The 26525-nt window shown below is 73.3% G+C and carries 23 protein-coding genes and 1 tRNA gene; 16 read left to right on the top strand and 8 right to left on the bottom strand.

Features of this window, described 5'->3' with window-relative positions; translation table 11 throughout:
* The first annotated feature begins 53 nt into the window (after positions 1–53).
* Positions 54–2702 carry an ATP-binding protein gene (locus tag ACFYPD_RS11620; RefSeq protein ID WP_387111656.1) on the top strand — a complete coding sequence of 883 codons (2649 nt, stop codon included), beginning with the start codon at positions 54–56 and terminating at the stop codon, positions 2700–2702.
* Between the two features lie 230 nt (positions 2703–2932).
* Here the strand turns inward: ACFYPD_RS11620 and ACFYPD_RS11615 are convergent, their stop codons facing one another.
* Positions 2933–3436 carry a MarR family winged helix-turn-helix transcriptional regulator gene (locus ACFYPD_RS11615; RefSeq protein WP_387111653.1) on the bottom strand — a complete coding sequence of 168 codons (504 nt, stop codon included), beginning with the start codon at positions 3434–3436 and terminating at the stop codon, positions 2933–2935.
* Positions 3437–3537: 101 nt separating this feature from the next.
* Here ACFYPD_RS11615 and ACFYPD_RS11610 point away from each other — a divergent pair, with 101 nt between their 5' ends.
* Positions 3538–4119: a YceI family protein gene (locus ACFYPD_RS11610; protein WP_387111650.1), complete on the top strand. Its 582-nt coding sequence runs from the start codon at positions 3538–3540 to the stop codon at positions 4117–4119.
* A 251-nt stretch (positions 4120–4370) separates the two neighbouring features.
* On the top strand, positions 4371–5849 hold the full coding sequence (locus tag ACFYPD_RS11605) for a glutamate--cysteine ligase (protein ID WP_387111647.1): 1479 nt from the start codon (positions 4371–4373) through the stop codon (positions 5847–5849).
* A gap of 46 nt (positions 5850–5895) precedes the next feature.
* On the opposite strand, the gene ACFYPD_RS11600 is transcribed toward ACFYPD_RS11605, so the two are convergent.
* Positions 5896–7392 (bottom strand): hypothetical protein, encoded by a 1497-nt coding sequence (locus ACFYPD_RS11600; protein ID WP_387111644.1) that lies wholly within the window; start codon positions 7390–7392, stop codon positions 5896–5898.
* A gap of 94 nt (positions 7393–7486) precedes the next feature.
* On the opposite strand from ACFYPD_RS11600, the gene ACFYPD_RS11595 reads away from it, so the two are divergent.
* Both ACFYPD_RS11595 and ACFYPD_RS11590 read left to right on the top strand, forming a co-directional pair.
* Positions 7487–8197, top strand: coding sequence for a PASTA domain-containing protein (locus tag ACFYPD_RS11595; protein ID WP_387111641.1), 711 nt, complete (start codon positions 7487–7489; stop codon positions 8195–8197).
* A gap of 101 nt (positions 8198–8298) precedes the next feature.
* On the top strand, positions 8299–9216 hold the full coding sequence (locus tag ACFYPD_RS11590; protein ID WP_387111639.1) for a PASTA domain-containing protein: 918 nt from the start codon (positions 8299–8301) through the stop codon (positions 9214–9216).
* A gap of 4 nt (positions 9217–9220) precedes the next feature.
* On the opposite strand, the gene ACFYPD_RS11585 is transcribed toward ACFYPD_RS11590, so the two are convergent.
* Both ACFYPD_RS11585 and ACFYPD_RS11580 read right to left on the bottom strand, forming a co-directional pair.
* Positions 9221–9670, bottom strand: coding sequence for a hypothetical protein (locus ACFYPD_RS11585; RefSeq protein WP_387111636.1), 450 nt, complete (start codon positions 9668–9670; stop codon positions 9221–9223).
* Between the two features lie 99 nt (positions 9671–9769).
* Positions 9770–10057 carry a hypothetical protein gene (locus tag ACFYPD_RS11580; protein ID WP_151464085.1) on the bottom strand — a complete coding sequence of 96 codons (288 nt, stop codon included), beginning with the start codon at positions 10055–10057 and terminating at the stop codon, positions 9770–9772.
* A 629-nt stretch (positions 10058–10686) separates the two neighbouring features.
* Between ACFYPD_RS11580 and ACFYPD_RS11575 the strand changes: the two genes are divergently transcribed.
* The 3 genes from ACFYPD_RS11575 to ACFYPD_RS11565 all read left to right on the top strand — a co-directional run bounded on the left by ACFYPD_RS11575 (position 10687) and on the right by ACFYPD_RS11565 (position 12315).
* Positions 10687–11568: a helix-turn-helix transcriptional regulator gene (locus ACFYPD_RS11575; protein WP_189197556.1), complete on the top strand. Its 882-nt coding sequence runs from the start codon at positions 10687–10689 to the stop codon at positions 11566–11568.
* A complete protein-coding gene (locus ACFYPD_RS11570) occupies positions 11538–11759 on the top strand; it encodes a DUF397 domain-containing protein (protein ID WP_091264729.1) in 222 nt (73 codons plus the stop codon). The genes ACFYPD_RS11575 and ACFYPD_RS11570 overlap by 31 nt, the downstream gene beginning before the upstream one ends.
* Positions 11760–11916: 157 nt before the next feature.
* Positions 11917–12315 carry a hypothetical protein gene (locus tag ACFYPD_RS11565; protein ID WP_387111633.1) on the top strand — a complete coding sequence of 133 codons (399 nt, stop codon included), beginning with the start codon at positions 11917–11919 and terminating at the stop codon, positions 12313–12315.
* Here ACFYPD_RS11565 and ACFYPD_RS11560 read toward each other — a convergent pair.
* Entirely contained in the window at positions 12283–12885 is a 603-nt protein-coding gene (locus ACFYPD_RS11560) for a hypothetical protein (RefSeq protein WP_387111630.1), read from the bottom strand. The genes ACFYPD_RS11565 and ACFYPD_RS11560 overlap by 33 nt on opposite strands.
* A 220-nt stretch (positions 12886–13105) precedes the next feature.
* On the opposite strand from ACFYPD_RS11560, the gene ACFYPD_RS11555 reads away from it, so the two are divergent.
* Positions 13106–15115 carry a S8 family serine peptidase gene (locus tag ACFYPD_RS11555; protein WP_387111627.1) on the top strand — a complete coding sequence of 670 codons (2010 nt, stop codon included), beginning with the start codon at positions 13106–13108 and terminating at the stop codon, positions 15113–15115.
* Between the two features lie 64 nt (positions 15116–15179).
* Here the strand turns inward: ACFYPD_RS11555 and ACFYPD_RS11550 are convergent, their stop codons facing one another.
* From ACFYPD_RS11550 to ACFYPD_RS11540, 3 genes are all read right to left on the bottom strand, one after another.
* Positions 15180–15986 carry a WecB/TagA/CpsF family glycosyltransferase gene (locus ACFYPD_RS11550; RefSeq protein WP_387111624.1) on the bottom strand — a complete coding sequence of 269 codons (807 nt, stop codon included), beginning with the start codon at positions 15984–15986 and terminating at the stop codon, positions 15180–15182.
* Positions 15983–17092, bottom strand: a complete 1110-nt coding sequence (locus tag ACFYPD_RS11545) for an NAD-dependent epimerase/dehydratase family protein (RefSeq protein ID WP_387111621.1) — start codon at positions 17090–17092, stop codon at positions 15983–15985. The genes ACFYPD_RS11550 and ACFYPD_RS11545 overlap by 4 nt, the downstream gene beginning before the upstream one ends.
* Positions 17093–17163: 71 nt before the next feature.
* Positions 17164–17249, bottom strand: a tRNA-Leu gene (locus tag ACFYPD_RS11540).
* A gap of 208 nt (positions 17250–17457) precedes the next feature.
* Here ACFYPD_RS11540 and ACFYPD_RS11535 point away from each other — a divergent pair.
* The 7 genes from ACFYPD_RS11535 to pknB all read left to right on the top strand — a co-directional run bounded on the left by ACFYPD_RS11535 (position 17458) and on the right by pknB (position 26366).
* Positions 17458–18246 carry an FhaA domain-containing protein gene (locus tag ACFYPD_RS11535; protein ID WP_387112366.1) on the top strand — a complete coding sequence of 263 codons (789 nt, stop codon included), beginning with the start codon at positions 17458–17460 and terminating at the stop codon, positions 18244–18246.
* A 6-nt stretch (positions 18247–18252) separates the two neighbouring features.
* Positions 18253–18738, top strand: coding sequence for an FHA domain-containing protein (locus tag ACFYPD_RS11530; RefSeq protein WP_074315675.1), 486 nt, complete (start codon positions 18253–18255; stop codon positions 18736–18738).
* Positions 18735–20180 (top strand): PP2C family protein-serine/threonine phosphatase, encoded by a 1446-nt coding sequence (locus ACFYPD_RS11525; protein ID WP_387111618.1) that lies wholly within the window; start codon positions 18735–18737, stop codon positions 20178–20180. The genes ACFYPD_RS11530 and ACFYPD_RS11525 overlap by 4 nt, the downstream gene beginning before the upstream one ends.
* A gap of 85 nt (positions 20181–20265) precedes the next feature.
* A complete protein-coding gene (locus tag ACFYPD_RS11520; RefSeq protein ID WP_387112364.1) occupies positions 20266–21702 on the top strand; it encodes an FtsW/RodA/SpoVE family cell cycle protein in 1437 nt (478 codons plus the stop codon).
* Complete coding sequence (locus ACFYPD_RS11515) at positions 21699–23201, top strand: peptidoglycan D,D-transpeptidase FtsI family protein (RefSeq protein WP_387111615.1); 1503 nt, start codon at positions 21699–21701, stop codon at positions 23199–23201. Before ACFYPD_RS11520 ends, ACFYPD_RS11515 begins: the two co-directional genes overlap by 4 nt.
* Before the next feature lies 1 nt (position 23202).
* The gene (locus ACFYPD_RS11510) at positions 23203–24552 is read left to right on the top strand and encodes a protein kinase (protein ID WP_387111612.1); all 1350 of its coding nucleotides are present in this window, start codon (positions 23203–23205) and stop codon (positions 24550–24552) included.
* The gene (gene pknB, locus ACFYPD_RS11505; protein WP_387111610.1) at positions 24549–26366 is read left to right on the top strand and encodes a Stk1 family PASTA domain-containing Ser/Thr kinase; all 1818 of its coding nucleotides are present in this window, start codon (positions 24549–24551) and stop codon (positions 26364–26366) included. The genes ACFYPD_RS11510 and pknB overlap by 4 nt, the downstream gene beginning before the upstream one ends.
* Positions 26367–26525 lie beyond the last annotated feature (159 nt).

The following is a 26525-nucleotide window of genomic DNA, read 5'->3' as shown; positions in this document are numbered from 1 at the left end:
CTGCCCGACGATGGGCTGTGGAGCGTCCGACCCGATCCGTACTCTTCGTGCCCATGACTCCCGATCATGATCGTTCGCGGAGCCCGGGCGGTCGTACCCCGCTGCCCGACCTGTTGCGCGGGCATCGGCTCGCCGCCGGCCTCACCCAGGCCGAGCTGGCCACCCGGGCCGGCGTCGGCGTGCGGACCGTGCGTGACCTGGAGCGGGGTCGGGCCACCCGACCCCAGCGCACCACCGTCGACCTGCTCGCCGACGCCCTGCGCCTGGCCGGTCCGGCCCGGCAGGCGTTCCTCGCCGCCGCCCGACCGGCCCAGACCGCCGCGCCCCACTGGCCGGCAAGCGGCGACGCCGCCCGCCTGCCGGTCAGCGGTCCCGATGCCGCCGCCGCGCCGCGCCCGGCCGCGCGGCACCTTCCGGTCACCGGCTCCGCCGCCACCGATTCGGGTACGCCGATCGCCCTGCCCCAGCCGGTCCCGCTGCTGGGCCGGGACCGGGACGTCGGCGAGGTGGCCGCCCTGCTTCCCGAGCATCCGGTGGTGAGCCTGGTCGGGCTGGCCGGCGTCGGCAAGACCGCGCTCGCCCTCACCGTCGCCTACGCGGCGGCCGCCGACCATCCGGCCGGCGTGGCCGGGGTGCTGGTCGGCGAGGGCTCGGACGCCGCCGACGTGCTCGCCGCCTCGGTCGCGGTGCTCGGCGTGAACCGGCTGGCGGACCTCTCCTGCCGGCTCGGCGGCCGGCCCGCGCTGCTGCTGGTGGACGCGGTGGAGCGGGCGCCCGGTCCGGTGGCCGAGGCGCTGCGCGCACTGGTCGCGGCGGCGCCGACGCTGCGGGTGCTGGTCACCGGCCGGCGTCCGGTGGGGCTCGCCGGCGAGCTGGTCCGGCCGGTCGCGCCGCTCGACGTGCCGCCGGTCGGTCAGGAGCCGGTCGACGCGTCGGAGCTGGCCCGCTGGCCCGCGGCGGCCCTGTTCACCGCCCGGCTCGCCCAGGCACGCCGCGAGCCGCCCACCCGGGCCGAGCTGCCGGCGCTCGCCGCGCTGGTGCGTCGACTCGGCGGACTGCCGCTGGCCATCGAGCTGATGGCCGCGCGCGGCCGGATCCTCGACGTCACCGAGCTGCTCGACCGCTACGGCGACCGGGTCCTCGACCTGGCCGGCGTACGCCCCGGCTGGGAGGCCGCCGACCTCGCCGCCGGCACGGTGACCCTGCGGGAGGCGGTGGCGGCCAGCTACCACCTGCTCGCACCCGCCGAACGGGCGGCGCTGCGCCGGCTCTCCGCCTTCGGCAACCGCTGGTCGGTGGAGCTGGCCGAGGACCTGCTCGCCGACGGCGAGGAGCGGCGGGACGCGGTTCCCCTGCTGGACCGGCTGCGGGAACTCGGGCTGCTCAGCGTCCGGGGCACCGGCCCGTTCCGGTTCCGCCTGCTCGACGCGGTCCGCGACTTCGCCGCCGAGCAGGCCGCCGTCGAAGGGGAGCTGACCGCGATCCGGCGCCGGCACGCGGCGGTCGTCGCCGGGCTGGTACGCCGTACCGCCCCGAACCTGGTCGGCGCGGACCTGCCCGCCGCCGTGCACCTGCTCGACGAGGCGACCAGCGACATCACGGCCGCCCTGGCGCACGCCGCCGAGGACGATCCGGCGACCGCCCTGCTCCTGGCGGCGGCACTGCCCCGCTGGTGGCGGCTGCGCGGGCGGGACGTCTCCGGGCGCCGCTGGCTGCGCCGGCTGCTGGCGGACCCGCGTACCGCCGACGCGCCGCCGGTGCTGCGGGCCTGGGCGCTGCTCGGGACGGCCCGGCTCGCCGCCGAGCACGGCGCCGGCGGAGTGGAGCTGCCGGCGGCCCGGGACGCGCTGGCGATCTTCCGGGCGGCCGGGGACGTGACCGGGGAGCTGTCGTCCCGGTCGGTGCTCTGCGCGCTGCTGAGCGCCGCCGGTGCCCGGGGGGAGGCCCGGGAGCAGGCCGAGGCGGCGCTGGAGTTGGCCACCCGGCACGGCCGGGTGCGGGAGATGGCCGTCGCCCATCAGCACCTCACCTGGCACGACGTGCGGGTGGCGGACCTGGCCGGCGCGCGGCGCCGGCTGGCCACGGTCGACCGGCTGGCCACCCAGTGCGGGGAGCAGCGGCTCCGCCTGCTGGCCCGGGCCGACCTGGCCGAGGTGGCCCGGCTGGAGGGCCGGTACGTCGACGCGGTGGAGCAGGGGTGGCGGGTGGCGGGCGCGCTCGTCGAGCTGGGCGAACCGGGGCGGTGGCGGCGGGTGGTCGGCACGGTCGGGCTCGCGCTCGCCCTCCAGGGACGGGCGGCGGAGGCGCTGGAGGTGGTGGCCGAGCTGCGGCCGGCGCACCCGGTGCCGGGGCAGCGCCGGCCGCCGGGTGTGGAGACCCTCGACCCGGCCGGTGAGCGCCGGGACGTGCCGCCGGAGGAGGTGGTCTGCGCGTTGATCGAGGGCCATCTGGCGCTGAACCGGGGGGACCGGGAGCTGGCCGCGGAATGGTTCACCGCGGCGGCCGAGTCCGCGGCCGGCGGCGGAGAGCGGCGCGACCTGGTCGAGGCGCTGGTGGGGCTGGCCGCGAGCACCGCCGAGGTGACGGTGCTGGACCGGCTGGACCGGGCCTGCCGGGCCACCGGGATCAGGCTGCTGCCCCGGGAGGAGTCCCTGCTCTACGCGCTGGTGGCCCGCCGGGAACGCGCCGGACGAGGCGACTGAAACCCGACGGGAGAAGAAGGCGCGGGGGTGGCGCGAGCGAAAAAGCCCCCTGGTGCTGCCCCTCGCTCATCGCTCGCGCCGGCACCCCCCGGTGCCCCCCCCGCTGCCGGGAAGACTATCCAGCCGGCGCGGGTGATTTAGCCGTCATCGCGGGGGTATGACCCCGTGTTCCCTCGGTTCTGCCGGTCTTTCTGCCGGTGACTCGCCGGTACGCCCGAGCCGTCCGGGGATCAGCAGTCGGCGGGCTGCCCGGCGGGCACCGGCTCGGTGCTGCCGGCGGTCGCGCCCGGGTGCACCGCGTCGCGGACCCGGCGCAGGCCGTCCAGGAGGCCCTCCAGCTGGGCCGGGGCGAGCTGACCGGTGAACCACTCCTCGATGATCCGCAGGTGCCCGGGCAGGGTGTCGTCCAGCCGGCTCAGGCCGGCGGCGGTGACCACCGCGTACGAGCTGCGCCGGTCGGACGGGCAGGCGCGGCGGCGGAGGAGGCCGTCGCGCTCCATCCGGTCGACCACGCGGGTGACCCCGCTGGTGGACAGGGAGGTCTGCGCCGCGAGGTCGGTCATCCGCAGCTGGTGACCCGGCGACCGGGTGAGCCGCATCAGCACCTCGAACTCGACCGCGGAGAGGCCGTGCTCCTCGAACTGGGCGGCGAACCGGGCCGACAGCCCGGCGCTGGCCTCGAAGAGGAGGCCGATGGCGGTGATCCGGGGATCGTCGAACACGTTCTGGTCCACGCTGCCATCCTAGCAGTCCTTGACACAGGGAATATTGCTGTGCCTATAGTTGCTCAGTCAGTCGTTGGGCTACTAAACAATCTCTCCTGGAGGACACCAGCATGACCAGCAGCATCGAAGCGGTTACCCGCGACTGGGAGGGTCTCACCATCCCGACCGCCGGCACCTACCTGCTGGACGCGGCTCACAAGCGCGTCGGGTTCGTCGCCCGGCACATGATGGTCAGCAAGGTACGCGGTGAGTTCGCCGAGGCTACCGCCACGATCACCGTGGCCGAGGACCCCACGCAGTCGGCGGTGACCGCCACCATCCAGGCGGCCAGCATCAACACCGCCCAGGACGACCGCGACGCGCACCTGCGCAGCCCGGAGTTCCTCGACGCCGAGCAGTTCCCCACCCTGGAGTTCCGCAGCACCGGTGTGAAGTCCCGCGACGGCAACGAGTTCGTCCTCTCCGGTGAGCTGACCATCAAGGGCGTGACCCGTCCGGTCGACCTGGATGTCGAGTTCGAGGGCGTCGGCCGCAGCCCCTTCGGCCAGGACATCTTCGGCTTCTCCGCGTCCACCGAGATCGACCGGGAGGACTTCGGCCTGACCTGGAACGTCGCCCTGGAGACCGGCGGCGTCCTGGTGGGCAAGAAGATCAAGATCGAGATCGAGGGCGAGGCCGTTCGCCAGGCCTGATCCCCGCGTACGACCCCACGGGCCCGCGCCGTCACCCGACGGCGCGGGCCTGTTCGTCGTACGCCTGCGGTGCGAATTGTCACGTGTTGTTCGCAGGTTGACCGCGGTGCGGCGGCCGGCGGCTGGGTAGGAGTGCAGACCTGCGCCCAGCCCCGATCCGGCGGCCCGGGCGCACTTACGCACTCAACGTGAATGGTTCACAATGCGTTGCGGAACCGTACGGTTCCGTGGCGCCGGCGCCGGGAGGACAGATGGGCAGAGACGTCGAGCAGGGCGCCTTCTCCCGCGAGGACCGGGTCCGCTACCGGCAGAAGGTCCGGCGGTGCCTGGACGTCTTCGCGCTGATGCTGGACGACTTCGGCTTCGACGCCGACCGGCCGATGACCGGGCTGGAGATCGAACTCAACCTGGTCGACGCCGCCGCCGAGCCGGCCATGCGCAACGACCAGATCCTGGCCGACATCGCCGACCCGCTCTTCCAGACCGAGCTGGGGCAGTTCAACCTGGAGCTGAACGCCTCGCCCCGGCTCATCGAGGGGACCGGCTTCGCCGACTACGCGCACGACCTGCGCAGCAGCCTGAGCCGCGCCGACGAGCGGGCCGCCAAGTCCGACGCGAAGATCGTGATGGTCGGCATCCTGCCCACCCTCACCGAGCGGCACCTGGTCGCCGACAACCTCTCCACCAACGAGCGCTACCGGGTGCTCAACGACCAGATCGTCGGGGCCCGGGGCGAGGACATCGAGCTGGACATCCGCGGCGTCGAGCGGCTGCGTACGCACACCGACTCGATCGCGCCCGAGGCCGCCTGCACCAGCCTCCAGTTCCACCTCCAGGTCGCGCCGGACAGCTTCGCCGACTACTGGAACGCCTCCCAGGCCATCGCCGGCGTGCAGGTGGCGATCGGCGCCAACTCGCCGTTCCTCTACGGCCGGCAGCTCTGGGCGGAGACCCGGATCGCCCTGTTCGAGCAGGCCACCGACACCCGCCCGGACGAGCTGAAGGCCCAGGGCGTACGCCCCCGGGTGTGGTTCGGCGAGCGCTGGATCACCTCGATCTTCGACCTGTTCGAGGAGAACGTCCGCTACTTCCCGCCCCTGCTGCCCATCTGCGAGGACGAGGACCCGGTCGAGGTGCTGCACGCCGGCGGGGTGCCCCAGCTCGGCGAGTTGCGTCTGCACAACGGCACCGTCTACCGCTGGAACCGCCCGGTCTACGACATCATGGACGGCCGCCCGCACCTGCGCGTGGAGAACCGGGTGCTGCCGGCCGGGCCGACGGTGGTGGACATGCTCGCCAACGCGGCCTTCTACTTCGGCCTCGCCCGCGGCCTCGCCGAGGCGGACCGGCCCATCTGGAGTCAGCTCACCTTCAGCTCGGCGGAGGAGAACTTCCACGCCGCCGCTCGGCGCGGCATCAACGCCGTGCTGCACTGGCCCCGGCTCGGCGACGTGCCGGTCACCACGCTTGTCCTCGACACGCTGCTGCCCACCGCTGCGGAGGGGCTGGACCGGTTCGGCGTCGTCCCGGCCGAGCGCGACCGCCTCCTCGGGGTGATCGAGGAGCGCTGTCGCACCGGCCGCAACGGCGCGGTATGGCAGACCGAGGCGGTGTGGGCGGCCGAGCGGCACCGCGGCATGGACCGGAAAGCCGCCTTGCACCACATGGTCCAGCGCTACGCCGAACTGCAACGCGGCAACGAACCCGTGCACACCTGGCCGGTCGACTGACGGCCGCGCCCAACGGCCTGCCGCCCCGCTGGTCGGCGGGTCGGCTTCAGCGGGTGCGGCGGCGGGCCTTCGGTCCGGTGGTCGGCGCGCTCGCGGCGCTTTCCGATGCGGCGGCCGGCTCGCCCCCGCCCGGCGTCTCCACCGTCGCCGGGTCCCCTGCCACGGGATCGTCGCTGGTCCGGGCCGGCTCGGTGCGGACCTCCGAGCTGGACTCCGGTCGCCGCTGGGGCGGCACGGCCCGGCCGCGCCGGCCACCCGCCGGTCCCCGCGCGGGGTCGGCTGCACCGGCGGGTGCCGTCGCATCCCGCTGCCCCACCGTGGTCGCCTCGCCGACGGTACGCGGAGACGTGACCGGCTCCCCGACCCTGCCCGAGGACGTGACCGCACCGAGGTCGCCTGCGGAGGTGACCGGCGCGACCGGCTCGCTGAGCGTGTCCGTCGACCGGGCCGGTGCCGACCCGCCCCCGCCGGCCGTGCGTTCGGCATCCGGCGCGGCCGGCCCGGTACCGGCGGGGCGGCGCCCGAAGAACCGGCGTGCCGGCCTGTCCTCCGCGGGCTCGTCCCCGGCGGATCCGCCCATCGGCGGGTGCTCGTCGGGGGCCGTCAGCTCGTCCGGCTCCCCGGTTCGCTGGCGGGGCAGGCTCACGCCGGGCCGCTCGGCGGCGCGGCGGCCGGCCCGCTGGGCCAGCGCGGCCACCAGCACCGAGCCGCCGATCCCGGCGATCACCGCGTACGGGGCGATCAGGTGGGCCGACACCTGCTCGGCGGCGATCCCGGCGAGCCTCGGCACGGCGAGCAGGTAGGCCAGCGCGACCAGCAGCGGACCGGCGGCCCCGGAGGCCGCCGCCCCGATCCGTCGCTCCGGTGCGCGGACCGCCCGCCGGGCGGCCAGCACCCCGATCACCAGGGCGGAACCGAGCGAGAGCAGCGCTCCCGGCCAGTAGAAGTAGTCGCGGATCCAGAACCGGCCGCTGTCCGCGCTGATCTGCCAGATGCCGAGCTGGGCGGTGGTCAGGCCACGGCCGGAGAGCACCCCGTCGACCACCGACACCACGGCGAGCAGCCAGAGCCAGCCGGTGGTGGCGATGAGGTTGGTGGCGGCGGCCCGGGTGTGCAGCGCCCACGTCGCGAGCAGTACCCCGAGCACCAGCCCGGCGGCCGCGTATCCGGCGGCCACGGCCTGTGGCGAGGACGTGTCCGGCACCCGGGCGGCTCGGGCCGGCACGGCCACCAGCAGCAGGGTGATCACCGCGCCCACCCCGGCGGCGAGCGCCAGGCCGAGCCGCGGCAGGGTGCCCGCCGGTTCGTCGTCGTCCGCGCCGCGCAGCCGCTGGGCGCAGACCGCGCCGGCGATCACGGAGGTCGCGGAGATCCAGGTGGCCCAGGCCAGGCTGGCCACCCAGGCCGCCTCGACGCGGGCGGCGCCGTCCGGCGCCCAGTTGATGATGCCGAGCCCGTAGCCGAAGCCGAGCTGCGCGGCGCCCGTACCGGCGGCGACGCCGAGCGCGGCGGCGGTCGATCCTCCCCAGCCCCGTCTGGCCATGCCGGGGAGCGTAGCGTCCCAAGGTCGGCGCGGCGAGTGGTGGCGGAGGCCGGATCGGCCGCGAGGGGCTTGGTGGCGCCGGATACGGTCGCCGGTGACTGACACGGGGGACGCGATGACGCACGAGGGGTACCCGGACCGGCAGCCCGGGGTACGCGCCGAACCGGGGCGCGACCGGGCCCGCTTGCTCCTCGGTGGCGGCCTGGCGCTGGTCCTGCTGGCGGTGATCGGGGCGAGCGGCGGCTGGGTCCTGGCCGGGGAGCCGGACGGGCCGACCGCACCGCCCGCCGCCGGCCCCACCACACCCGCCGTCGATGCCACCACGCCGGACGCCGCGCCGGCGAGCACCGCCGACGACCGGCCGACCGGTACGCGCACCACCACCCCCGCCGGCCTGACCGTGCCGCAGCTGGTGGGCACCGACTTCGAGCAGGCCCGACGGGAGCTGCGGGACCGCAGGCTCGGCTGGCGGCTGGTGTTCGGCAGCGGCTCCGGCCGTACCGTCGAGCGCACCTCGCCCGCCCCCGGTACGCCGGTGAAGCGCGGCGTCACCGTCACCCTCTGGGTCGCCGGCCCGGCGCCGGCCGTCGCCGTCCCCGACCTGCTCGCCCACGGCTGTGCCGACGCGGCGGACGACCTGGTGGCCGCGGGCCTCTACCCCCGCTACCGCACCGGGCGCCAGGGTCCGGTCACCGCGCAGGACCCGGTCCCCGGAAGCACGGCCCGATGGAACGACGCGGTGGCCCTCACCTGCGGCGACAAGCCCTCCGCCACGCCGACCGCCAGTCCGCCGCCCGCGCCGTGAGGGGCGGCCCGGCGCGCTGATGCCTGCCGATGGTGGGGCGGACCGCTACCGTGGACGATCGAGGGCCAGGCCGCCCGGTCCCGGTGGGGAAAGGACGTGCGATGAGCGACGACCGCCAGGAGCCGCCCGCCGAGGACCCGGACGCGACCAGGGCGCTGCCTCCCGACCGGAGCGGCGCCGCCCCGGACGCCACCCGCGCCACGCCCCAGGACGCCGACGCCACTCGCGCGATGCCCCGAGACCCGGCCGGCGGCGGGGATGCCGACGCGACCCGCGCGATGCCGCGTGAACCGGCCGGGGGCGGCGACGCGGAGGCGACCCGCGCGATGCCACGGAATCCGGCCGGCGGCGAGGATGTCGACGCGACCCGGCCGATGCCCCGCGGGGACGGCGGTGCCGGAGCGCGCCGGCCCATCGACGCCACCACCCGCTCGGAGCCGGTCAGCCCCGCCTGGTCCGGGCGCGCCGGAGTGCCGCCACCGCGGCCGGCCGGGTACCCGGAGCCCGGCAGCGAGTGGTACACCGAGGAGCAGGCGAGTCGTCGCTGGTGGATGCCGATCCTGCTGGGCATCCTGGCGCTGCTGCTGATCGCGTTGATCGGCCTGGGTGTCTGGCTGGCTCTCCGCGCGGCGGACCGCGACGCCGTGCCGGGCCTGTCGCCCTCGGCCGTGCCGACCACCGCCCCACGGACCAGCGCGACGCCGAGCACCGCAGCGCCGAGCAGTTCGCCGCCGAGCAGCCCACCGACCACCACGGCGGCCGCCGAGGTGCCGATGCCGCCGCTGGTGGGGCTGCCGGAGTCCGCCGCCAGGGCGGCCCTCGACCGGCTGGGCGTGGACTACCGGGTGCGGTACCGGACGTCGGACCGACCGGCCGGGACGGTGATCGACACCAGCCCGGGGGCCGGCGAGCCGGTCGCCGAGGGGGACCGGGTCACCATCGTGGTGGCCAAGGCCGCGGACCCGACGACGGACGCGCCCACCACGACACCCCCGCCGACGGCCACCGGCACGCCCTGAGCGTTCACCACTGGCGGCGCCGGGTGCCGACCAGGCCCAGCCCGGCCAGCGAGATGGCGAGGCCGAGCAGGCCGGAGTAGAACAGCGACCGGCTGAGCTCGGTGGCGGTGGACGGGCTCTCGGCGAGTGCAGCCTCCCCGGCCCCGGCACCGCCCCCGGCATGGTCGGGGGTCGGCGGGTCGTCGAGGTCCCCGCCCCGCGCGCCGGCCACCGGTGGGTCGACCCAGGCGGGCTCGTACTCCTCCCGGTCGGTGGCCGGCCGGTTGCCCTCCCCGGCCACGGTGATCTCCGGAGCCGGGACCGGCTCCGTCAACTCCTGGGTCGCGGAGAAGGCGGGGTGGCGGACCACGAGCGCGAGTGCGGTCGCGGCGCCGAGGAACGCGAGGAGCCCGAGGGCGTAGCGGATACGGGACCGGTGGTGCCGCCGCGCGGCGGGCAGATTGACCATGACCATCCCAGGTTCAGGGTCTGGAGCGCGCGGGGTGGAGCGTTTGCCGGGGTGGGCGTACCGATTCTATGGCGGCGGCACGCCCCCCGACCGGGATTCGTGAGGTCAGCCGACCCGGACCGGGGTCCGGGCCACCGGACGGCGGGCCGTCCGGACGGTGTGCGGACGCGGGGCCGGCGCGGCCTGGAGATGCCGCAGCCCCTCCTGCTGAACGAAGATCGACCGCCGGTTGACCGCGTCCCCCGCCGCGTTCAACTCGTAGCCGTCGAGCCAGAGCCAACCGTCGTAGGTCGGCCAGTCGAGCACCCGGATCACCCGGAACATGATCGGTCGGAGGAACTGGACACTCGCCGCGCGAGTCACGTGCAGTACGTCACCGGAGCGGGGAAGCACATGGGCTCCTGGGAAGGATCGGCCGGCGGGCGGGCCGGCGAGGTCGATCGGGGGGACGGGTCGGTCCGGTGACGGGGGATCTACCTCGTGGACCGGCTGATCAGTGGGTCGGTGCTGGTCGGGCCGTACCCGCGGTGGCGGACCGCCACCCGACCATCACCCGGCTGCTCCCGGCTACCGCTCCCGTCGCCACAGCCAAACTGGCGTGCAGCGGCGGGGTCTTCACCCCGGGGCAGGTCGCAGGGCGCGGGACGGCTCCCCTCCCGCCGTCCCGCGGCCCGTGGTGCGACCACGCCCGGAGATCATGCGAAGACGGTGAGTAACCCGTGCCATACCGACAGAGTGCATCAGCGACGTGCTTCATGCAAGTTGCACGTCGACTTTTGCCGATACGCGAGCAGGACACGTGAACGGGACGCTTGAAGCCTCAGGTCCCGGGGCGGCACACTGGACGCCGGTTTCGCCCGTCGCGGCCGGTCGACGACCGGCACCACCCCTGCCGCGAACGCTCGCCCGCCGTACGCCGGTCGCGCCCTCGGCGGGTGTGAAGCCGAGGCGCGGCCGACCGGAGGTAGCCGGGTGCGCGCGAGGAGTGGGAATCCCCGTCCATCGACCCGTGGGGTGATGTCGTGAGCGAGCGGCGCAGCCCGACCATCCGGCGTCGACGCCTGGGGGCGGAACTTCGCCGGCAGCGGGAAGCCGCCGGCATCACCATCGAGACGGTCGCCGAGCAGTTGGAGTGCTCGGCCTCCAAGATCTCCCGTATCGAGACCGGTCACACCACGGCGACGCCCCGGGACGTGCGGGACATGCTCCGCATCTACGGGGTGGTCGGCGCCGAGAGCGACGAGCTGGTGCAGATCGCCCGCGAGGCCCGGCAGAAGGGCTGGTGGCATCCGTACAGCACGGTGCTGGTCGGGGCGTACGTGGGACTGGAGGCGGCGGCCAGCTCGATCCGGGCGTACGAACAACAGGTCGTGCCGGGCCTGTTGGAGACCGAGGAGTACGCGGGGGCGATGATCCGGGCCGCTCGGCCGGACTTCACCGCCGAACAGGTCGAACAGCGGGTGCGTGTCCGACTGGGCCGTCAGTCGTTGTTGACCCAGGACGATCCGGTCGATCTGTGGGTGGTGCTCGATGAGGCGGTGCTGAGCCGGCCGGTTGGCGGCGACGCGGTGATGCGTGGCCAGCTCAAACGGCTGGTGGAGGTGGCCGAACTGCCGAACGTGACGTTGCAGGTCCTGCCCTTCGAGGTGGGCGCGCACGCCGGCATGGACGGGACCTTCACGATCCTCAGCTTCCCCGAACCGAGTGATCCCGATGTCGTGTACGCGGAGAACGCCACGGGTGGGCTCTTCCTCGAGAAGAGCGACGAGCTACAGAAGTACAGCTTCATCTTCGATCACATTCGAGCAGCGGCCATTCGCCCGGAGGAATCCATCGCACACATCGCAAAACTGGCAGAGGAGCCGTTGTGGAAATGGCGACCAAGGAGTTCCCCGTGGACCTGACGCAGGCGACGTGGTTCAAGAGCTCGAAGAGCGGGCCGAACTGTGACAACTGCGTGGAGGTCGCGTACGTGACCGGGGCGGTCGGCGTCCGGGACTCGAAGGACAGGACGGGCCCGGCCCTGGTCTTCGCCCCGGGTGACTGGCACGCCTTCGTCGCCGGCGCCAGGGGCGGTGCGTTCGCCGGGAACTGATCCGGCGGCCCGTCCCCCAGAGCGTGGTCCCGCCCGGCAGCGTCGCCGGGCGGGACCATTTCGTCTGCGCCCCGGCCGGTTGCGGGCACCCGTCGCCAGTTCCGTTCCGCCTCGTTGAACCGCACAGATCGGCAACCGAGCGAGGCAGGCGAGACGGATGACGACGATCGGTTCAGAGAATCTGACCAACGGCCCGGGCAAGCCCGAGCGGTTCGGTGGCAAATACCGCGGGGCGCGCCGGGACAGCGTCCTCACCGAGGTGGGCTCCGGCGACGCCGAAATCGGCCGGGACACCAGCGCACCGGAACAGCCCGGCCCGCCGCTCACGCTGCCGTCGCTCGACCCGAACCCGCTCACCGAGCCGTCCTTCCCGCCGACCGGCTGGCCGATGGAGCAGCAGGAGTCCCTGGTGGACCATCCGCTGCTGCGCGGGTTGCTGATGGAGTTGCCGCCGAAGGGCAGCGTGCCCCCGCCGGGCTGGCTGGACCGCTGGTTCGAAGCGACCCGGGCGATCCTGGAGCTGCTATACGTGCAGGGGACGGCCCGCCCGCGCTGACACCGCGGTCGCCGGCGGCAGGGCCCGCTCGGCGAGGCGGTTGTGCCGCAGGGCGTGGCGTACCCCGATCGCGATCACACCGAGCACCGCGACGGTGATCGCGGGCCCGGTGACGGCCGGCCTCGCGAACGGGTCGACACCCGCGGCCGGCAGCGCCGCGCCGAGCGCCGCCAGCGCGGTCACCTGGAGCGGCAGCGCGATGAGCGGGTGCGCCGCGGCGGCCCGCAGGCCGTGCGGCGCCGGGGTGTCCGGCGCGGCGGCGAACGCGCCCGCGCCGGCCCGCAGCCACCGGACCCGGCGTACCGTGCAGACCGCGACGACCAGCGCCGGGGCGGCCGCCAGGGTGAGCCCGGCGGCGGCCCGGTCGAGCGCCGTCGTTCCGGCGCTCTGCAGGCCCGCCGCCAGGACGGCCGCGGTCAGCGCCAGGCCGGTGAGGACCAGGACGGACAACCATCCGGTACGCCGCCGCAGCGCGCGGGCGCGGTCCAGTCGGGGCAGCCCGTCCGCCACCACGCCGGCGGCCAGCCAGACGGCGGCGACGGGGAGCAGCACGGTGAGAGGCTCGTCCATGGTGCCAGCCTGGCCCGGATCGACGTCCACCGAATCCGGGGCGGCACCCCGGTTCCTCCCGTACGCCCTCCCGTAGGGGTCATCCCCTCGGTGTTATGGCGGATCCGGCATCTTCACAGCGTTTCCACCGCTGACCTAGTCTCTTAACGATCGGTCAGCGTCGATTCGCCTGTGCCTCACCGGGCGGACGGTCCTGTGCCGGTCGGAGGGAGGTAGGGAGATGGGTCTCCCACACAGGTCCGTACTCGTCGGAGCGGCCGCCCTGACCATGCTCGCGGCCGCGTCACCCGCCTCGGCCGCCGAACCCACCGGCGCCATCCGCGCCGCCGGTGGTCCCACCGCGGTGGCCGACAGCTACCTCGTCGTGCTGAAGGACAGCGCCGTCGCCCCCAGCCGGGTCACCGAGACCGCGCACCGGCTGACCGCCCGGCACGGCGGCACGGTCGCCCGCACGTGGCGCGCCGCGCTGCGCGGCTTCGAGCTCAGCGTCGGCGCGACGGCCGCCGCGCGGATCGCGGCCGACCCCGCCGTCGCGTACGTGGAACAGAACCACACGGTCTCCATCGCCGGCACCCAGACGAACCCGCCGTCCTGGGGCCTGGACCGGATCGACCAGCGGAACCTGCCGCTGAACAGCTCCTACACCTACCCGAACACCGCCAGCAACGTGCACGCGTACATCATCGACACCGGCGTGCTGTTCGGGCACAACGACTTCGGCGGCCGGGCCGTGTCCGGCTTCGACGCGGTGGACGGCGGCTCGGCCGACGACTGCAACGGCCACGGCACGCACGTCTCGGGCACGGTGGGCGGTTCCTCGTACGGGGTGGCGAAGGGCGTCCAGATCGTCGGCGTCCGGGTGCTCAACTGCCAGGGCAGCGGCACCAACGCGCAGGTGGTGTCCGGCATCGACTGGGTCACCGCGAACGCGGTGAAGCCGGCGGTGGCGAACATGAGCCTCGGCGGCTCCGCCAACAGCTCCATCGACACCGCGGTGACCAACTCCATCAACTCCGGCATCACGTACGCCGTGGCGGCCGGCAACGGCGACATCCTGGGCAACCGGCAGAACGCCTGCAACTACTCCCCGGCCCGGGTCGCGTCGGCGATCACCGTCGGGGCGACGCAGAACAACGACGCCGCCGCGAGTTTCTCCAACTACGGCACCTGCGTCGACATCCTGGCGCCGGGCGTCAACATCACCTCAGCCTGGTACACCGGCACCACCGCGACCAACACGATCAGCGGCACCTCGATGGCGTCGCCGCACGTGGCCGGCGCGGCGGCGCTGGTGCTCTCGGCGAATCCGTCGTGGACCCCGCAGCAGGTGCGGGACAGCCTGGTCAACAACGCCACCCCGAACGTGGTGACCAACGTGGGCACGGGCACGCCGAACCGGCTGCTCTACGTGGTGAACGGCAGCACCCCGCCGCCGACCAACGACTTCTCCGTCTCGGTCTCGCCCACCGCCGGCTCGACCGCGCCGGGCGGCTCGGTGACCGCCACGGTCGCCACCGCCACCACCAACGGTTCCGCCCAGTCCGTCAGCCTCTCCGCGAGCGGCCTGCCGAGCGGCGCCACCGCGTCGTTCAACCCGGCCACGGTGACCTCGGGCGGCTCGTCCACCCTCACCATCGCCACCTCGGCGAGCACGCCGGCCGGCACCTACGCGGTGACGATCACCGGCACTGCGGCGTCCGGCACGAAGACGGCGACGTACTCGCTCACCGTCACCGGTGCCGGTGGCTGCACGGGTGCCGGGCAGAAGCTCGGCAACGCCGGCTTCGAGTCCGGCAACACGGTCTGGTCGTCCACCTCGGGCGTCATCGGCCAGTACGGCTCCAGCGGCCAGCCGCCGCGGACCGGCACCTGGAACGCCTGGCTCGACGGCTACGGCAGCACCCACACCGACACCCTGGCCCAGTCGGTGAGCCTGCCCAGCGGCTGCACCTCGTACAACGTCACCTTCTGGCTGCACATCGACTCGGCCGAGACCACCAGCAGCGTCCAGTACGACAAGCTGACCGTGCAGGTGCTCAACTCGTCCGGCAGTGTGCTGGCGACCCTGGCCACCTACTCGAACCTGAACAAGGCCACCGGCTACAGCCAGAAGTCCTTCTCCCTGGCCCCGTACGCCGGCCAGACCGTCACCCTGAAGTTCACCGGCACCGAGGACTCCTCGCTGCAGACCTCGTTCGTCATCGACGACACGGCGGTGAACGTCTCCTGAGCCAACCTCTCCCACCGGCGTCCGGCGGTCCCCCTCGGGGTGGCCGCCGGGCGTCGTTGCGGGCTCAGACGTCGAAGGTGGCGGGGCGTTCCGTGGCCGGCGGCGGCGGGGTGGCCCTCCACACGCCGGTCTTCTGCGCGGCCAGCCGGGCCAGGTAGGCCGGGTTGAGGATGACGTAGCGACGCCAGAGCCGCTTCGGCTCCAGGCCGAGCCGCCAGAACCACTCCAGCCCGGCGCGCTGCATCCACGGCGGCGGGTTGCGCAGCAGCCCCGCGTGGTAGTCGAACGCCGCGCCGACGGCCATCAGCGGCATGTCCAGCAGCGGTCGCATGGCGTACGCGAAGACCTCCTGCCGGGGACAGCCCAGCCCGACCAGGACCAGCCGTGCGCCGCTGGCCTTGATCCGGTCGGCGATCTCGGCGTCCTCGCCCGGCTGGAGCGACCGGAACTTGGACGGCTCGATGCCGGCGATCTTCAGCGCCGGGAACTTCCGCTCCAGGGCCGGGACCAGGCGGGACAGGGTCTCCTCGGTGGAGCCGTAGAGGTAGACCGGCAGCCCCTCGGCGGCAAAGCGGGCGAGCACTCGGAGGGTGAGCTCCGGCCCGTAGACCCGGTCGGTGAGGCCGGCGCCGTGCAGCAGGTTGAGCGCCCAGCGCACCGGCTGCCCGTCGGGGGTGACCACGTCGAAGGAGTTGAGCCGGGCGTTGTGCGCCCGGTCGAGCACCCCGGTCATCACGCCGTGCACGGCCAGCGCGGTGAGGGCCAGCGGACGGCGGTCGTGCGCCGCCGCCACCACGGCCTCGGTCGCCCGGGCGTAGTCGGTCGCGTCGACGAGTACGCCGAGCACGTTCCGCTTGGTGCCGGTGGTCATGCCTTCGGCACCCACTTGTCGACGTTCGCCTCGTAGATCTCGCGGAGGATCATCGGCACGTCGTAGGTGATCTTCCAGTTCGGGTAGTGGTTCTCGAACCGGGCCATGCTGCTGACGTACCACTGGTGGTCGCCGGTGCGGGCCTGCTCGACGTAGTTGATCTTCGCCACCCGGCCGGTGATCTCCTCGGCGATCCGGAACGCCTCGATGTGCGAGGTGTTCGAGTGCCGGCCCCCGCCCAGGTTGTAGACCTGCGCCGAGCGCGGCTCGCGGAAGAACGCCTCGAACGCGCTGAGCACGTCCCGCGAGTGGATCGCGTCCCGGACCATCTTCCCCTTGTAGCCGAAGAGGTTGTACGTCCGACCCTCCATCACGCAGCGCATCAGGTAGGCCAGGAAGCCGTGCAGCTCGGCCGCGGAGTGCGCCGGGCCGGTCAGCGTGCCGCCCCGGAAGCAGGCGGTCTTCATGTCGAAGTACCGGCCGTACTCCTGCACCATCACGTCGGCGGCGACCTTGGAGGCGCCGAAGATCGAGTGCAGCGACTCGTCGATCGACATGTCCTCGGTGATGCCGTCGTACCAGTGGTGGTCCTCGGGCAGCTCGTAGCGCGTCTCCAGCTCGATCAGCGGCAGGGTGTTCGGGCGGTCGCCGTAGACCTTGTTGGTCGAGCAGTGGATGAACGGCGCGTCGACGGCGTGCCGCCGGGTGTTCTCCAGCACGTTGAGGGTGCCGCCGGCGTTGACGTCGAAGTCGGTGTACGGCTCCTTGGCGGCCCAGTCGTGGCTCGGCTGGGCGGCGCTGTGGATCACCACGGCGATGTCCGAGCCGTACTTCTTGAAGACCTGCTCCAGGCCGTCCCGGTCCCGGATGTCCACGGCGTGGTGGGTGTAGGCCCGGCCCAGCTCGGCGGCGAGGCGGTCGAGGCTCCAGGCGGTCGAGCCGTCCTCGCCGAAGAAGTATCGCCGCATGTCGTTGTCGATGCCGACCACGTCGAGGCCGAGGCCGGCGAAGTGCCGGGCCGCCTCGGAGCCGATCAGACCGCCCGAACCGGTCACCAACGCGACACTCACACGCCACTCCTGGTCCATCGGGGGCAGGGAAACCATCGGAGCATAGCGTGATGTCCGGCACGCCCCGATATGACGCGAGGGCCCCGCTGATTGCGGAGCCCTCGTGATGGTGGGGAAGGGGGGAGTTGAACCCCCACGCCCTTTCGGGCACACGGACCTGAACCGTGCGCGTCTGCCATTCCGCCACTTCCCCGTGGCTGACCTGCAACACCGTATCTCATCCCGCTCCCACCTTCTGCGGCGGGTGCCCGGACATATTACGCTGTTCCCGGTCGTCGCCACGAGCGATCACCGTTCGTGGCGGACGAAACTTTAGCACGATCGCGGGGCTGGTCACGAACGGGCCGCCGGCAGCCGGCCGAGCGGCGTGTGAGCTGCGGAGGCGGTGTCCAGATACCATCATTGCCTCGGGACCCGAGGAGGAGCCGGTGAGCGTGCTGCAACGCTTCGAGAAGCGTCTGGAAGGCCTGGTCGAGGGGGCCTTCGCCAAGGTCTTCAAAGGGGTGGTCCACCCCGTGGAGATCCTCAACGCCATGCAGCGGGAGGCCGAGGCGCACAAGGCGATCCTGGCCGGTGGGCGCACGTTGGTGCCCAACCGCTACGTGATCGATCTCTCGCCGTACGACCACAGTCGGCTGGCGCCGTACGCCGCCGCGCTGGCCCAGGAACTGGCCCAGTCGCAGGCGGAGTTCATCGGCGAGCAGGCGTGGACGGTCTACGGCGACGTGATCGTCGAGGTCGAGCGTGGTGAGGGGCTGGACACCGGCATGTTCCGGGTCACCGCGGAGGTCTACACCGGTGGCGACGTCGCCCCGGTCTCCGCGCCCGGTGGCTACGACGCCGGCCCGGCCTACCCCGCCTACGACCAGGGTGGCGGCTACGGCCCGCCGCCGGGGCAGGCCGGTGGGCGCAACGTCCGCCTGGTCTCCGGCGACGGCCGCACCTACCCGCTCCAGATGGGCTCGACCGTGATCGGCCGCGGCGACCAGGCCAACCTGCGCCTGCCCGACGTCGGCATCTCCCGGCGCCACGCCCGGCTGGACTTCGACGGCGGCCAGGTCGTGCTGACCGACCTCGGCTCCACCAACGGCACGATGGTCAACGGCCAGCGCGTCTCCGCGGTCGCCCTCAACCCGGGCGACATGATCCAGCTCGGCACGACCACCCTGACCTTCCGCGTGGACGGCTGACCCGCGTTGCCGGAACTCGTCATCACCGTCGCCCGGTTCGGGTTCCTCATCCTGCTGTGGATCTTCGTGTTCACGGTGGTCGGGGTGATCCGCCGGGACCTCTTCGCGGGGGCCCGGTCGGGTCGCCTGGTGGCCGCGCCACGCGCGGTCGGGGCGTCGACCGGGCAGGCGGCGAAGCCGGCGAAGGTGAAGCGGGGCAGGGCCGCGCACCAGCTGGTGGTCACCGCCGGCCAACTGGCCGGCACCCGGATCACCCTGGGCGAGGCCCAGATCACCATCGGTCGGGCCGAGGACTCGACCCTGGTGATCACCGACGACTACGCCTCCGCGCGGCACGCCCGGCTCGTGCCGCGCGACGGGCAGTGGTTCGTCGAGGACCTCGGATCCACTAACGGCACCTACCTGGATCGCGCTAAGGTCACCGGACCAACCCCCGTCCCCCTCGGCGTGCCGATCCGGATCGGCCGCACTTCCCTCGAATTACGGCCATGACTCTGACCCTGCGCTATGCGGCCCACAGTGACCGCGGTCTGATCCGAGACGGTAATCAGGATTCCGTCTACGCCGGGCCGCGGCTACTCGCCGTTGCCGACGGCATGGGCGGTATGGCCGCCGGTGACGTCGCCAGCAACATCGTCATCGGTGCCATGGCGCCCCTGGACGAGGACGTCCCCGGGGACGCCCTCGTCGACGCGCTGCGTTCCGCCGTCGGCACCGCCAACCAACAACTCCGCGACACCGTGGACGCCAACCCGCAGCTGGAGGGGATGGGCACCACGCTCACCGCGACCCTCTTCTCCGGCAGCAAGCTCGGCATGGTCCACATCGGTGACTCGCGGGCCTACCTCCTGCGCAACGGTGAGTTCGCGCAGATCACCAAGGACGACACCTACGTCCAGATGCTCGTCGACGAGGGCCGGATCAGCGCGGAGGAGGCGAGCAGCCACCCCCAGCGCTCGCTGCTCACCCGAGCGCTGGACGGCCGGGACATCGACCCGGAATACAGCGTCCGGCAGGTGCTTCCCGGTGACCGCTACCTGATCTGCTCGGACGGTCTCTCCGGCGTGGTCAGCGCGGACACCATCGGCGACACCATGCGCGAATACACCGACCCGCAGCAGTGCGTGGAGCGCCTGGTGCAGCTCGCCCTGCGCGGCGGCGGCCCGGACAACATCACGGTGATCATCGCGGACGCCACCGACCAGGACATCGTCGAGGCGTCCCCGATCGTCGGCGGCGCCGCCGCCCGGGATCGCGGCATGGCCACCTCGGCCGACGTCTCCACCCCGGCGGCTCGCGCCTCGGCGTTGTCGGCTCCCCGTGCGCCCGCGCCCGAGGAACCGGCGGACAACCGCGACGACGAGCCCGAGCGGCGTCGCCGGCACCCGCTGCGCACCACGGCGATGCTGCTGGCGCTGCTGGTCATCGTCGGCGGCGGCGTCTTCGGCGGGTGGAGCTACACCCAGCGCCAGTACTACGTCGGCGCCACCGACAACGGGCAGCTCGCCGTGTTCCGCGGGGTCCCCGGCCAGGTCGCCGGGCTCGACCTGTCGAACGTGCACGCCACCAGCGACGCCAAGCTCGACGACCTGACCCTGGCCGCCCAGGAGCAGGTCAAGCAGGGCATCCAGGCGAGGAACGAGCCGGACGCCGAGCGTCGGCTGGCCGAGCTGACCAACGACGACCCGGCCAACCCGAACCTGAAGCCGCTCTGCCCGCTCAGCCCGACAGCCGGTCCGGCCAGCCCGACCCCGTCCGCGACCGGCGGCTCGCTGGCCCCGGCGGTGAGCGGCAGCGCCGTCCCGCCGGTCACCGCCACGGCCACGGCCGCCGCGGGACCGACGCCGACGCCGACGCCGACCACCACGCCCGACGCCGTCCCCTCGGACACGGTTCCGCCGGTCGACCCGGCCGGCTGCCGGTCGCCCGAGTGAGCGCCGGCTCGATCCCGAGGACGCATCCGTGACCGCAGCCGCCGCACCGGCCGCCTCGCCCGCCTCGACGGGCGAGCAGCCCGGCGTGCGCCTGGCCCGGTCCCGGCGCAACGCCGAGCTGTCCCTGCTCCTGCTCGCCATGGTCCTGGTGGCGGCGTACGCGGCGACGGTCGAGGCGAACGTGCTGGACACGGTCACCCCGGACTTCTGGATCCCGGCCGCCGCGCTGGGGCTGGTCTTCCTGGGTCTGCACCTGGTTATCCGGTGGCTGGCGCCGTTCGCCGACCCGGCGCTGCTGCCGGCGGTCGCCCTGCTCAACGGCATCGGCGTGGGTTTCCTGCGTCGCTACGACCTGGCCGAGTCCCCTCCCGCCCAGCGGGAGACCCTGGCCATCTTCGCCGGCACCGGCGGGCAACAGCTCGCCTGGACGCTCGGCGCGGTGGTGCTCGCCGCCGGGCTGCTGGCGATCATGCGCGACCACCGCTCGCTGTCGCGGTACGCGTACACCCTGGGGTTGGCCGGCATCGTGCTGGTGATGATCCCGGCGGTGCTGCCGGCGCGGTTCTCCGAGATCAACGGGGCGAAGCTCTGGATCATCGTGCCCGGGCTGGGGCAGATCCAGCCGGGTGAGTTCGCCAAGCTGGCCCTGCTCGCCTTCTTCGCCTACTACCTGGTCCGCAAGCGCGAGGTGCTCTCGCTGGCCAGCCGCCGGGTGCTCGGCGTCGACTTCCCGCGCGGCCGGGACCTCGGACCCGTCCTCGTGGTCTGGTTGATCAGCCTCCTGGTGCTGGTCTTCGAGAAGGACCTGGGCACGTCGCTGCTCTACTTCGGCATGTTCGTGGTGACGCTCTACATCGCCACCGAACGGGTGAGCTGGCTGCTCATCGGCCTGATCCTGTTCTTCGGCGGCGCCTACCTGGCGTACGTGCTGGGCAGCACGGTGGGCGGCCCGTTCGCCAACTTCTACGACCGGGCCCAGATCTGGCTGGATCCGTTCGCCGAGCCGTACGACCGGGGCTACCAGTTGGTCCAGGGCCTGCTCACGCTCGGCACCGGCGGCCTGTTCGGGGCCGGCCCGGGTGGCGGCCAGCCCACGCTGCTGCCCGAGGTGCAGACCGACTTCATCTTCGCCGGCATCGGTGAGGAGATCGGCCTGTTCGGCCTCTCCGCGCTGCTCGTGGTCTACCTGCTGATCGTCGAGCGGGGGCTGCGCGCCGCGCTGGCGGTCCGGGACTCGTTCGGCAAGCTGCTCGCCGGCGGTCTGGCCTTCACCCTGGGCCTGCAGGTCTTCGTCATCGTCGGCGGGATCAGCAAGCTCATCCCGTTGACCGGCCAGACCACGCCGTTCCTCTCCGCCGGTGGCTCGTCGCTGATGGCGAACTGGCTGCTGATCGCGGTGCTGCTCCGGGTCTCCGACGGCGCCCGCCGGCCGGTGACCGGAGGCGGCGGCCCGGCGGCCCGGCCCGCGGGCGGCCCGCCGGAGCAGCTGCACGGTGCCCCCACGGAGGTGATCCGGCCGTGAACGCACCCCTGCGCCGCGTCGGCGTGGTCGTCATGATCCTGTTCGGGCTGCTCTTCGCCAACCTGAACTGGATCCAGGCCTACAAGGCCGACGAATACCGCAACAGCGACTACAACGGTCGGGTTCAGGTCGCCGAGTACGACCGTAAGCGCGGCAACATCGAGGTCGGTGGCACCGCGGTCGCGCTCAGCAAGGAGACCGACGGCAAGCTGAAGTTCCAGCGCAGCTATCCCGGTGGCGCGATGTACGCGCACGCGCTCGGCTACAAGCCGGTCAACCTGGGCGACACCGGTATCGAGCGGCTGGAGAACGACTTCCTCGCCGGCACGAGCGACCAGCTCATCGCCAACCGGATCAAGGACATGTTCACCGGCGACCAGACCGGTGGCGGCAACGTGCTGCTGACCCTCTCCAAGCGGGCCCAGGAGACGGCGTACAAGCAGCTCAACGACAACCAGGTCGGGGCGAAGCGGGGCGCGGCCATCGCGATCGACCCGCGGACCGGGGCGGTCCAGGCCCTGGTCTCCATGCCGAGCTTCGACCCGAACCCGCTGGCCAGCCACGACACCAACGAGGCCGCGGCGGAATACAACAAGCTCGACAAGGACAAGGACCGCCCGCTGGCGAACCGTGCGGTGTCCGAGACGCTGCCGCCCGGCTCCACCTTCAAGATCGTGGTGGCCGCGGCGGCGCTGGAGAACGGCGTCACCCAGCAGACCCAGATCCCGGCCGGGTCGAGCTACACGCCGCCCACCTCGGGCCAGCCGATCCGCAACGCCGCCCCGTCGATCTGCCCCGAGGCCCAGGTCACCCTCCGCGAAGCGGTGACCGAGTCCTGCAACACCGGCTTCGCCAAGCTCGGCGTCCGGCTCGGCGCGGACAAGATCAAGGAGAAGGCCCGCCAGTTCGGCTTCGAGGAGGACGACCTCACCGTCGGCGAAGCCGGCGAGAAGGGCGGCCTGCCCGTGGCGTCCAGCCGCACCGGTGAGATGACCGCGCCCGGTGGCGGCACCGACCCGGCCGCGCTGGCCCAGTCCTCCATCGGCCAGCGTGACGTGCGGATGACCCCCGTGCAGGGCGCCCTGATCGCCGCCACGGTCGCGAACGACGGCAGCCAGATGCGGCCCTACCTGGTCAAGCAGCTGCTCGGGCCGGACCGCACCACCGTCTACGACGCCGCCAAGCCGCGCGAGCTGCGCCGGCCCATCAGCGGCCCGGTCGCCGGCGACCTGCGGTCCATGATGCTCAACGTGGTGAAGGAGGGCACCGGCCGGAAGGCCGCCATCGAGGGTTACACCGTCGGCGGCAAGACCGGCACCGCCCAGTCCGGCCCGAACACCCCCGACCACGGCTGGTTCATCGGCTTCGCGCTGGACAAGAACGGCACCCCGGTCTCGGCCGTGTGTGTGGAGCTGGAGCAGGCGGGCAGCGGCGGCAGCGCAGAGGCGGCCCGGATCGGCGGCCGGATCATGGCGGCGGCCATCGCGGAAGGCCGCTGACATGCTCAGCCCGGGTGTGCAGCTCGGCAACCGCTACCGTCTCGACGAGCGGATCGCCAGCGGTGGCATGGGTGACGTCTGGCGCGGCACCGACCAGGTGCTGGGCCGCACCGTCGCGGTCAAGAGCCTGCTCCCCGCCCTGCTCGACGAGCCGGGCTTCGCCGAACGGTTCCGCGGCGAGGCGCGCACCATGGCCACCATCAACCACCCGGGCGTGGTCGACGTCTACGACTTCGGCAGCGACCAGCAGATCGCGTTCCTGGTCATGGAATACGTGGAGGGCGACGCGCTCTCCTCGACACTCAGCCGCGTCGGTCGGCTCACCCCGGCCCGGACCATGGCCCTGCTCGCCCAGGCCGCCGACGCGCTGCACGCCGCCCACGAGAAGGGCATCGTGCACCGCGACGTGAAGCCCGGCAACCTGCTGGTCCGTCCCAACGGCACGCTGGTGCTCACCGACTTCGGCATCGCCCGCTCCGACCTGGTCGGCCAGCTCACCGCCGCCGGCTCGGTGCTCGGCACCGCTTCCTACATCTCGCCCGAGCAGGCCACCGGCGCCGTCGCCACCCCCGCGTCCGACGTGTACGCGCTCGGCGTGGTCGCGTACCAGTGCCTGGCCGGACGGCGGCCCTTCGAGGGGGACAACCCGCTCGAGATCGCCATGAAGCACGTGCGCGAGACGCCCCGGCAGCTCCCCGGCGACATTCCGCCGCAGGTCCGGGTCATCGTCGAGCGTGCCCTGGCGAAGGACCCGGCGGCCCGCTGGCCCAGCGCCGCCGCCCTGGCCGGCGTCGCCCGGCAGGCCAAGCTCGCCCTGTCGCAGCAGGCGCGGGGCGGCCACCCGATCTCCGGCGTACCCGCCTCCCCGGCCGCGCCGGCCGCCCGGGCGCAGGTCCCGACGGCGACGCGCCCGCAGCCCCGCCCGCCCGCGGTGGCCGCCCGCACGCCGGTGGCGCCACGCCCGACCGTCGTGGCGCCGCCCGCCCCGCAGCCGCGCCCGCCGGTCGCGCCGCGCGGCGCGGCGGCCGTCCCGCCGCCCCGGCAGCACAACCCCCTCGGGTACGCCCGCCCGCCGGTCGCGCCCGCCCCGCGCCGGTCCCACGCCGGGCGGTGGCTGCTGGCCATCGTGCTGGCCGTGCTGGTCCTTGTCTGCTCCGGGGTGATTTCGTACAGAATCCGGAACAACGCAGCGGCCGGTGACCCCGGCGCGCTTGTTCCGGTGAGCGTGACCTCCGGCGCGGTGCGGACCCACGGGGGCGACTATCCGGTTTCCACGTCGTACCGTCGTGAGGTACGGCTCCAGCCGGCTGGCGGCGAGACGACGACGAGCGAAGGACGAGAGACGCGATGACAGCGCAGGCCCGCCTGCTCGGTGGCAGGTACCAGGTCGGCGAGCTGCTCGGCTACGGCGGCATGGCGGAGGTGCACCGCGGTCGCGATCTCCGGCTCGGTCGGGACGTCGCGATCAAGATGCTCCGGGCCGACCTGGCGCGGGACGCGACCTTCCAGATGCGGTTCCGCCGGGAGGCGCAGAACGCCGCCTCGCTGAACCACCCGGCCATCGTCGCCGTGTACGACACCGGCGAGGAGACCGCCCCGACCGGCGAGACGCTGCCGTTCATCGTCATGGAGTTCGTCAACGGGCGGACCCTCAAGGAGGTGCTCGGCGCCGAGGGCCGGCTCCAGCCGCGCCGGGCGCTGGAGATCTGCGCCGACATGTGCGCGGCCCTGGAGTTCAGCCACCGGCACGGGATCATCCACCGGGACATCAAGCCCGGCAACGTGATGCTCACCCAGACCGGCCAGGTCAAGGTGATGGACTTCGGCATCGCCCGGGCGCTGGCCAGCGGCGCCACCACGATGACGCAGACCAGCGCGGTCATCGGCACGGCGCAATACCTCTCCCCGGAGCAGGCGCGCGGCGAGGCGGTCGACGCCCGCTCCGACGTCTACGCGGCCGGATGCGTGCTGTTCGAGCTGCTCTGTGGGCACCCGCCGTTCGTCGGGGACAGCCCGGTCAGCGTCGCGTACCAGCACGTGCGGGAGACGCCGCCCACGCCGAGCACCATCAACCCGGACGTCAACCCCGCCGTGGACGCCATCGTCCTCAAGGCGCTGTCGAAGAACCCGCTGAACCGCTACCAGAGCGCCGGCGAGATGCGGGCGGATCTGCTCCGCGCCGCCGCCGGCCGGCCGGTGCTGGCCACCCCGGTCATGCCGGCCGAGGAGACCATGCCGATGGCGCCGCACGCGGCCGGCGGCGGCTACCAGCAGACCCAGGTGATGGGCCCGCAGACCCGCCAGCAGCAGCCGGCCCGGGTCGGCGACGCGCGCAAGCGGAAGAGCTCGGCCTGGGTGATCGCCACCTTCGCCGCGCTGGGTGTGCTCGCGGTGATCGCGCTGGCCACCGCGCTCTGGCTCAACCAGACCGGCGCCGAGAAGGTGAACGTGCCGGCACTGCAGGGCAAGAGCCAGGCGGTGGCGACGGCCGATCTCCAGCGGGCGGGGTTGCGCGTGACGCTCGGCGCGCCGGTGCTCAGCAGCGACTGCACGAAGAACACGGTGGCCGCCCAGAACCCGCAGTCCGGCGCGGCGGTGGCCAAGAACAGCCAGGTGACGATCCAGATCTGCGGCGGCAAGCCGGTCGTCACCATCCCACCTGGCATCGAGGGCAGCACCTACACCAGCGCCAAGGCCCGCCTCGACGACCTGAAGCTGGAGGTCGTGCGCAAGGATGTCAGCAACGGGGCTCCGGAGGGTCAGGTCGTCAAGGTGACTCCCGACGAGGGCAGCTCGGTGGCCGAGGGCAGCCGGGTGACGCTGGAGGTCTCCCGTGGCAACGTCACCAAGGTGCCGGACGTCGTCGGCCTCTCCGAGGACGACGCGGAGAGGCTGCTGAAGAACTCCGGTTACGAGGTGCGGACGCTGGATGGCGAGGAGGTCACGCCGGACAAGGCCGGCAAGGTCAGCCGGCAGAGTCCCAGGGGCAACTCCAACCTGGCTCGCGGCGAGCGGGTGACGATCTACGTCGACATCGTCGCGCCGGAGCCGACCGACAGCGCCAGCCCGGGCACCCCGACGCCGAGCACGACGCCGAGCTCCCCCGGCACCGGGGGTGGCTTCCCGTTCCCGACCACGCCGCCCGGCCGGTTCGACCAGCCCTGACCGAACAGCCCCAGACAGGCGAAGTGGCGGGGGGCGGGGGGGCCCCGCCCCCCCCCCCCCCCCCCGGGTGGGGTCCCTGGTCCCACGACCGGCCCGAAGGGCCGGCGCCGGGGGGGGGGGCCCCGCAGGGCCGCAGCGCGGGGCGGCGGCAGAGCGAGG

This window comes from Micromonospora sp. NPDC005299 (genome assembly GCF_042872345.1).
In the GTDB taxonomy this organism is placed as follows: Bacteria; Actinomycetota; Actinomycetes; order Mycobacteriales; family Micromonosporaceae; genus Micromonospora.
This window is presented reverse-complemented; position numbering and strand designations above follow the sequence as displayed.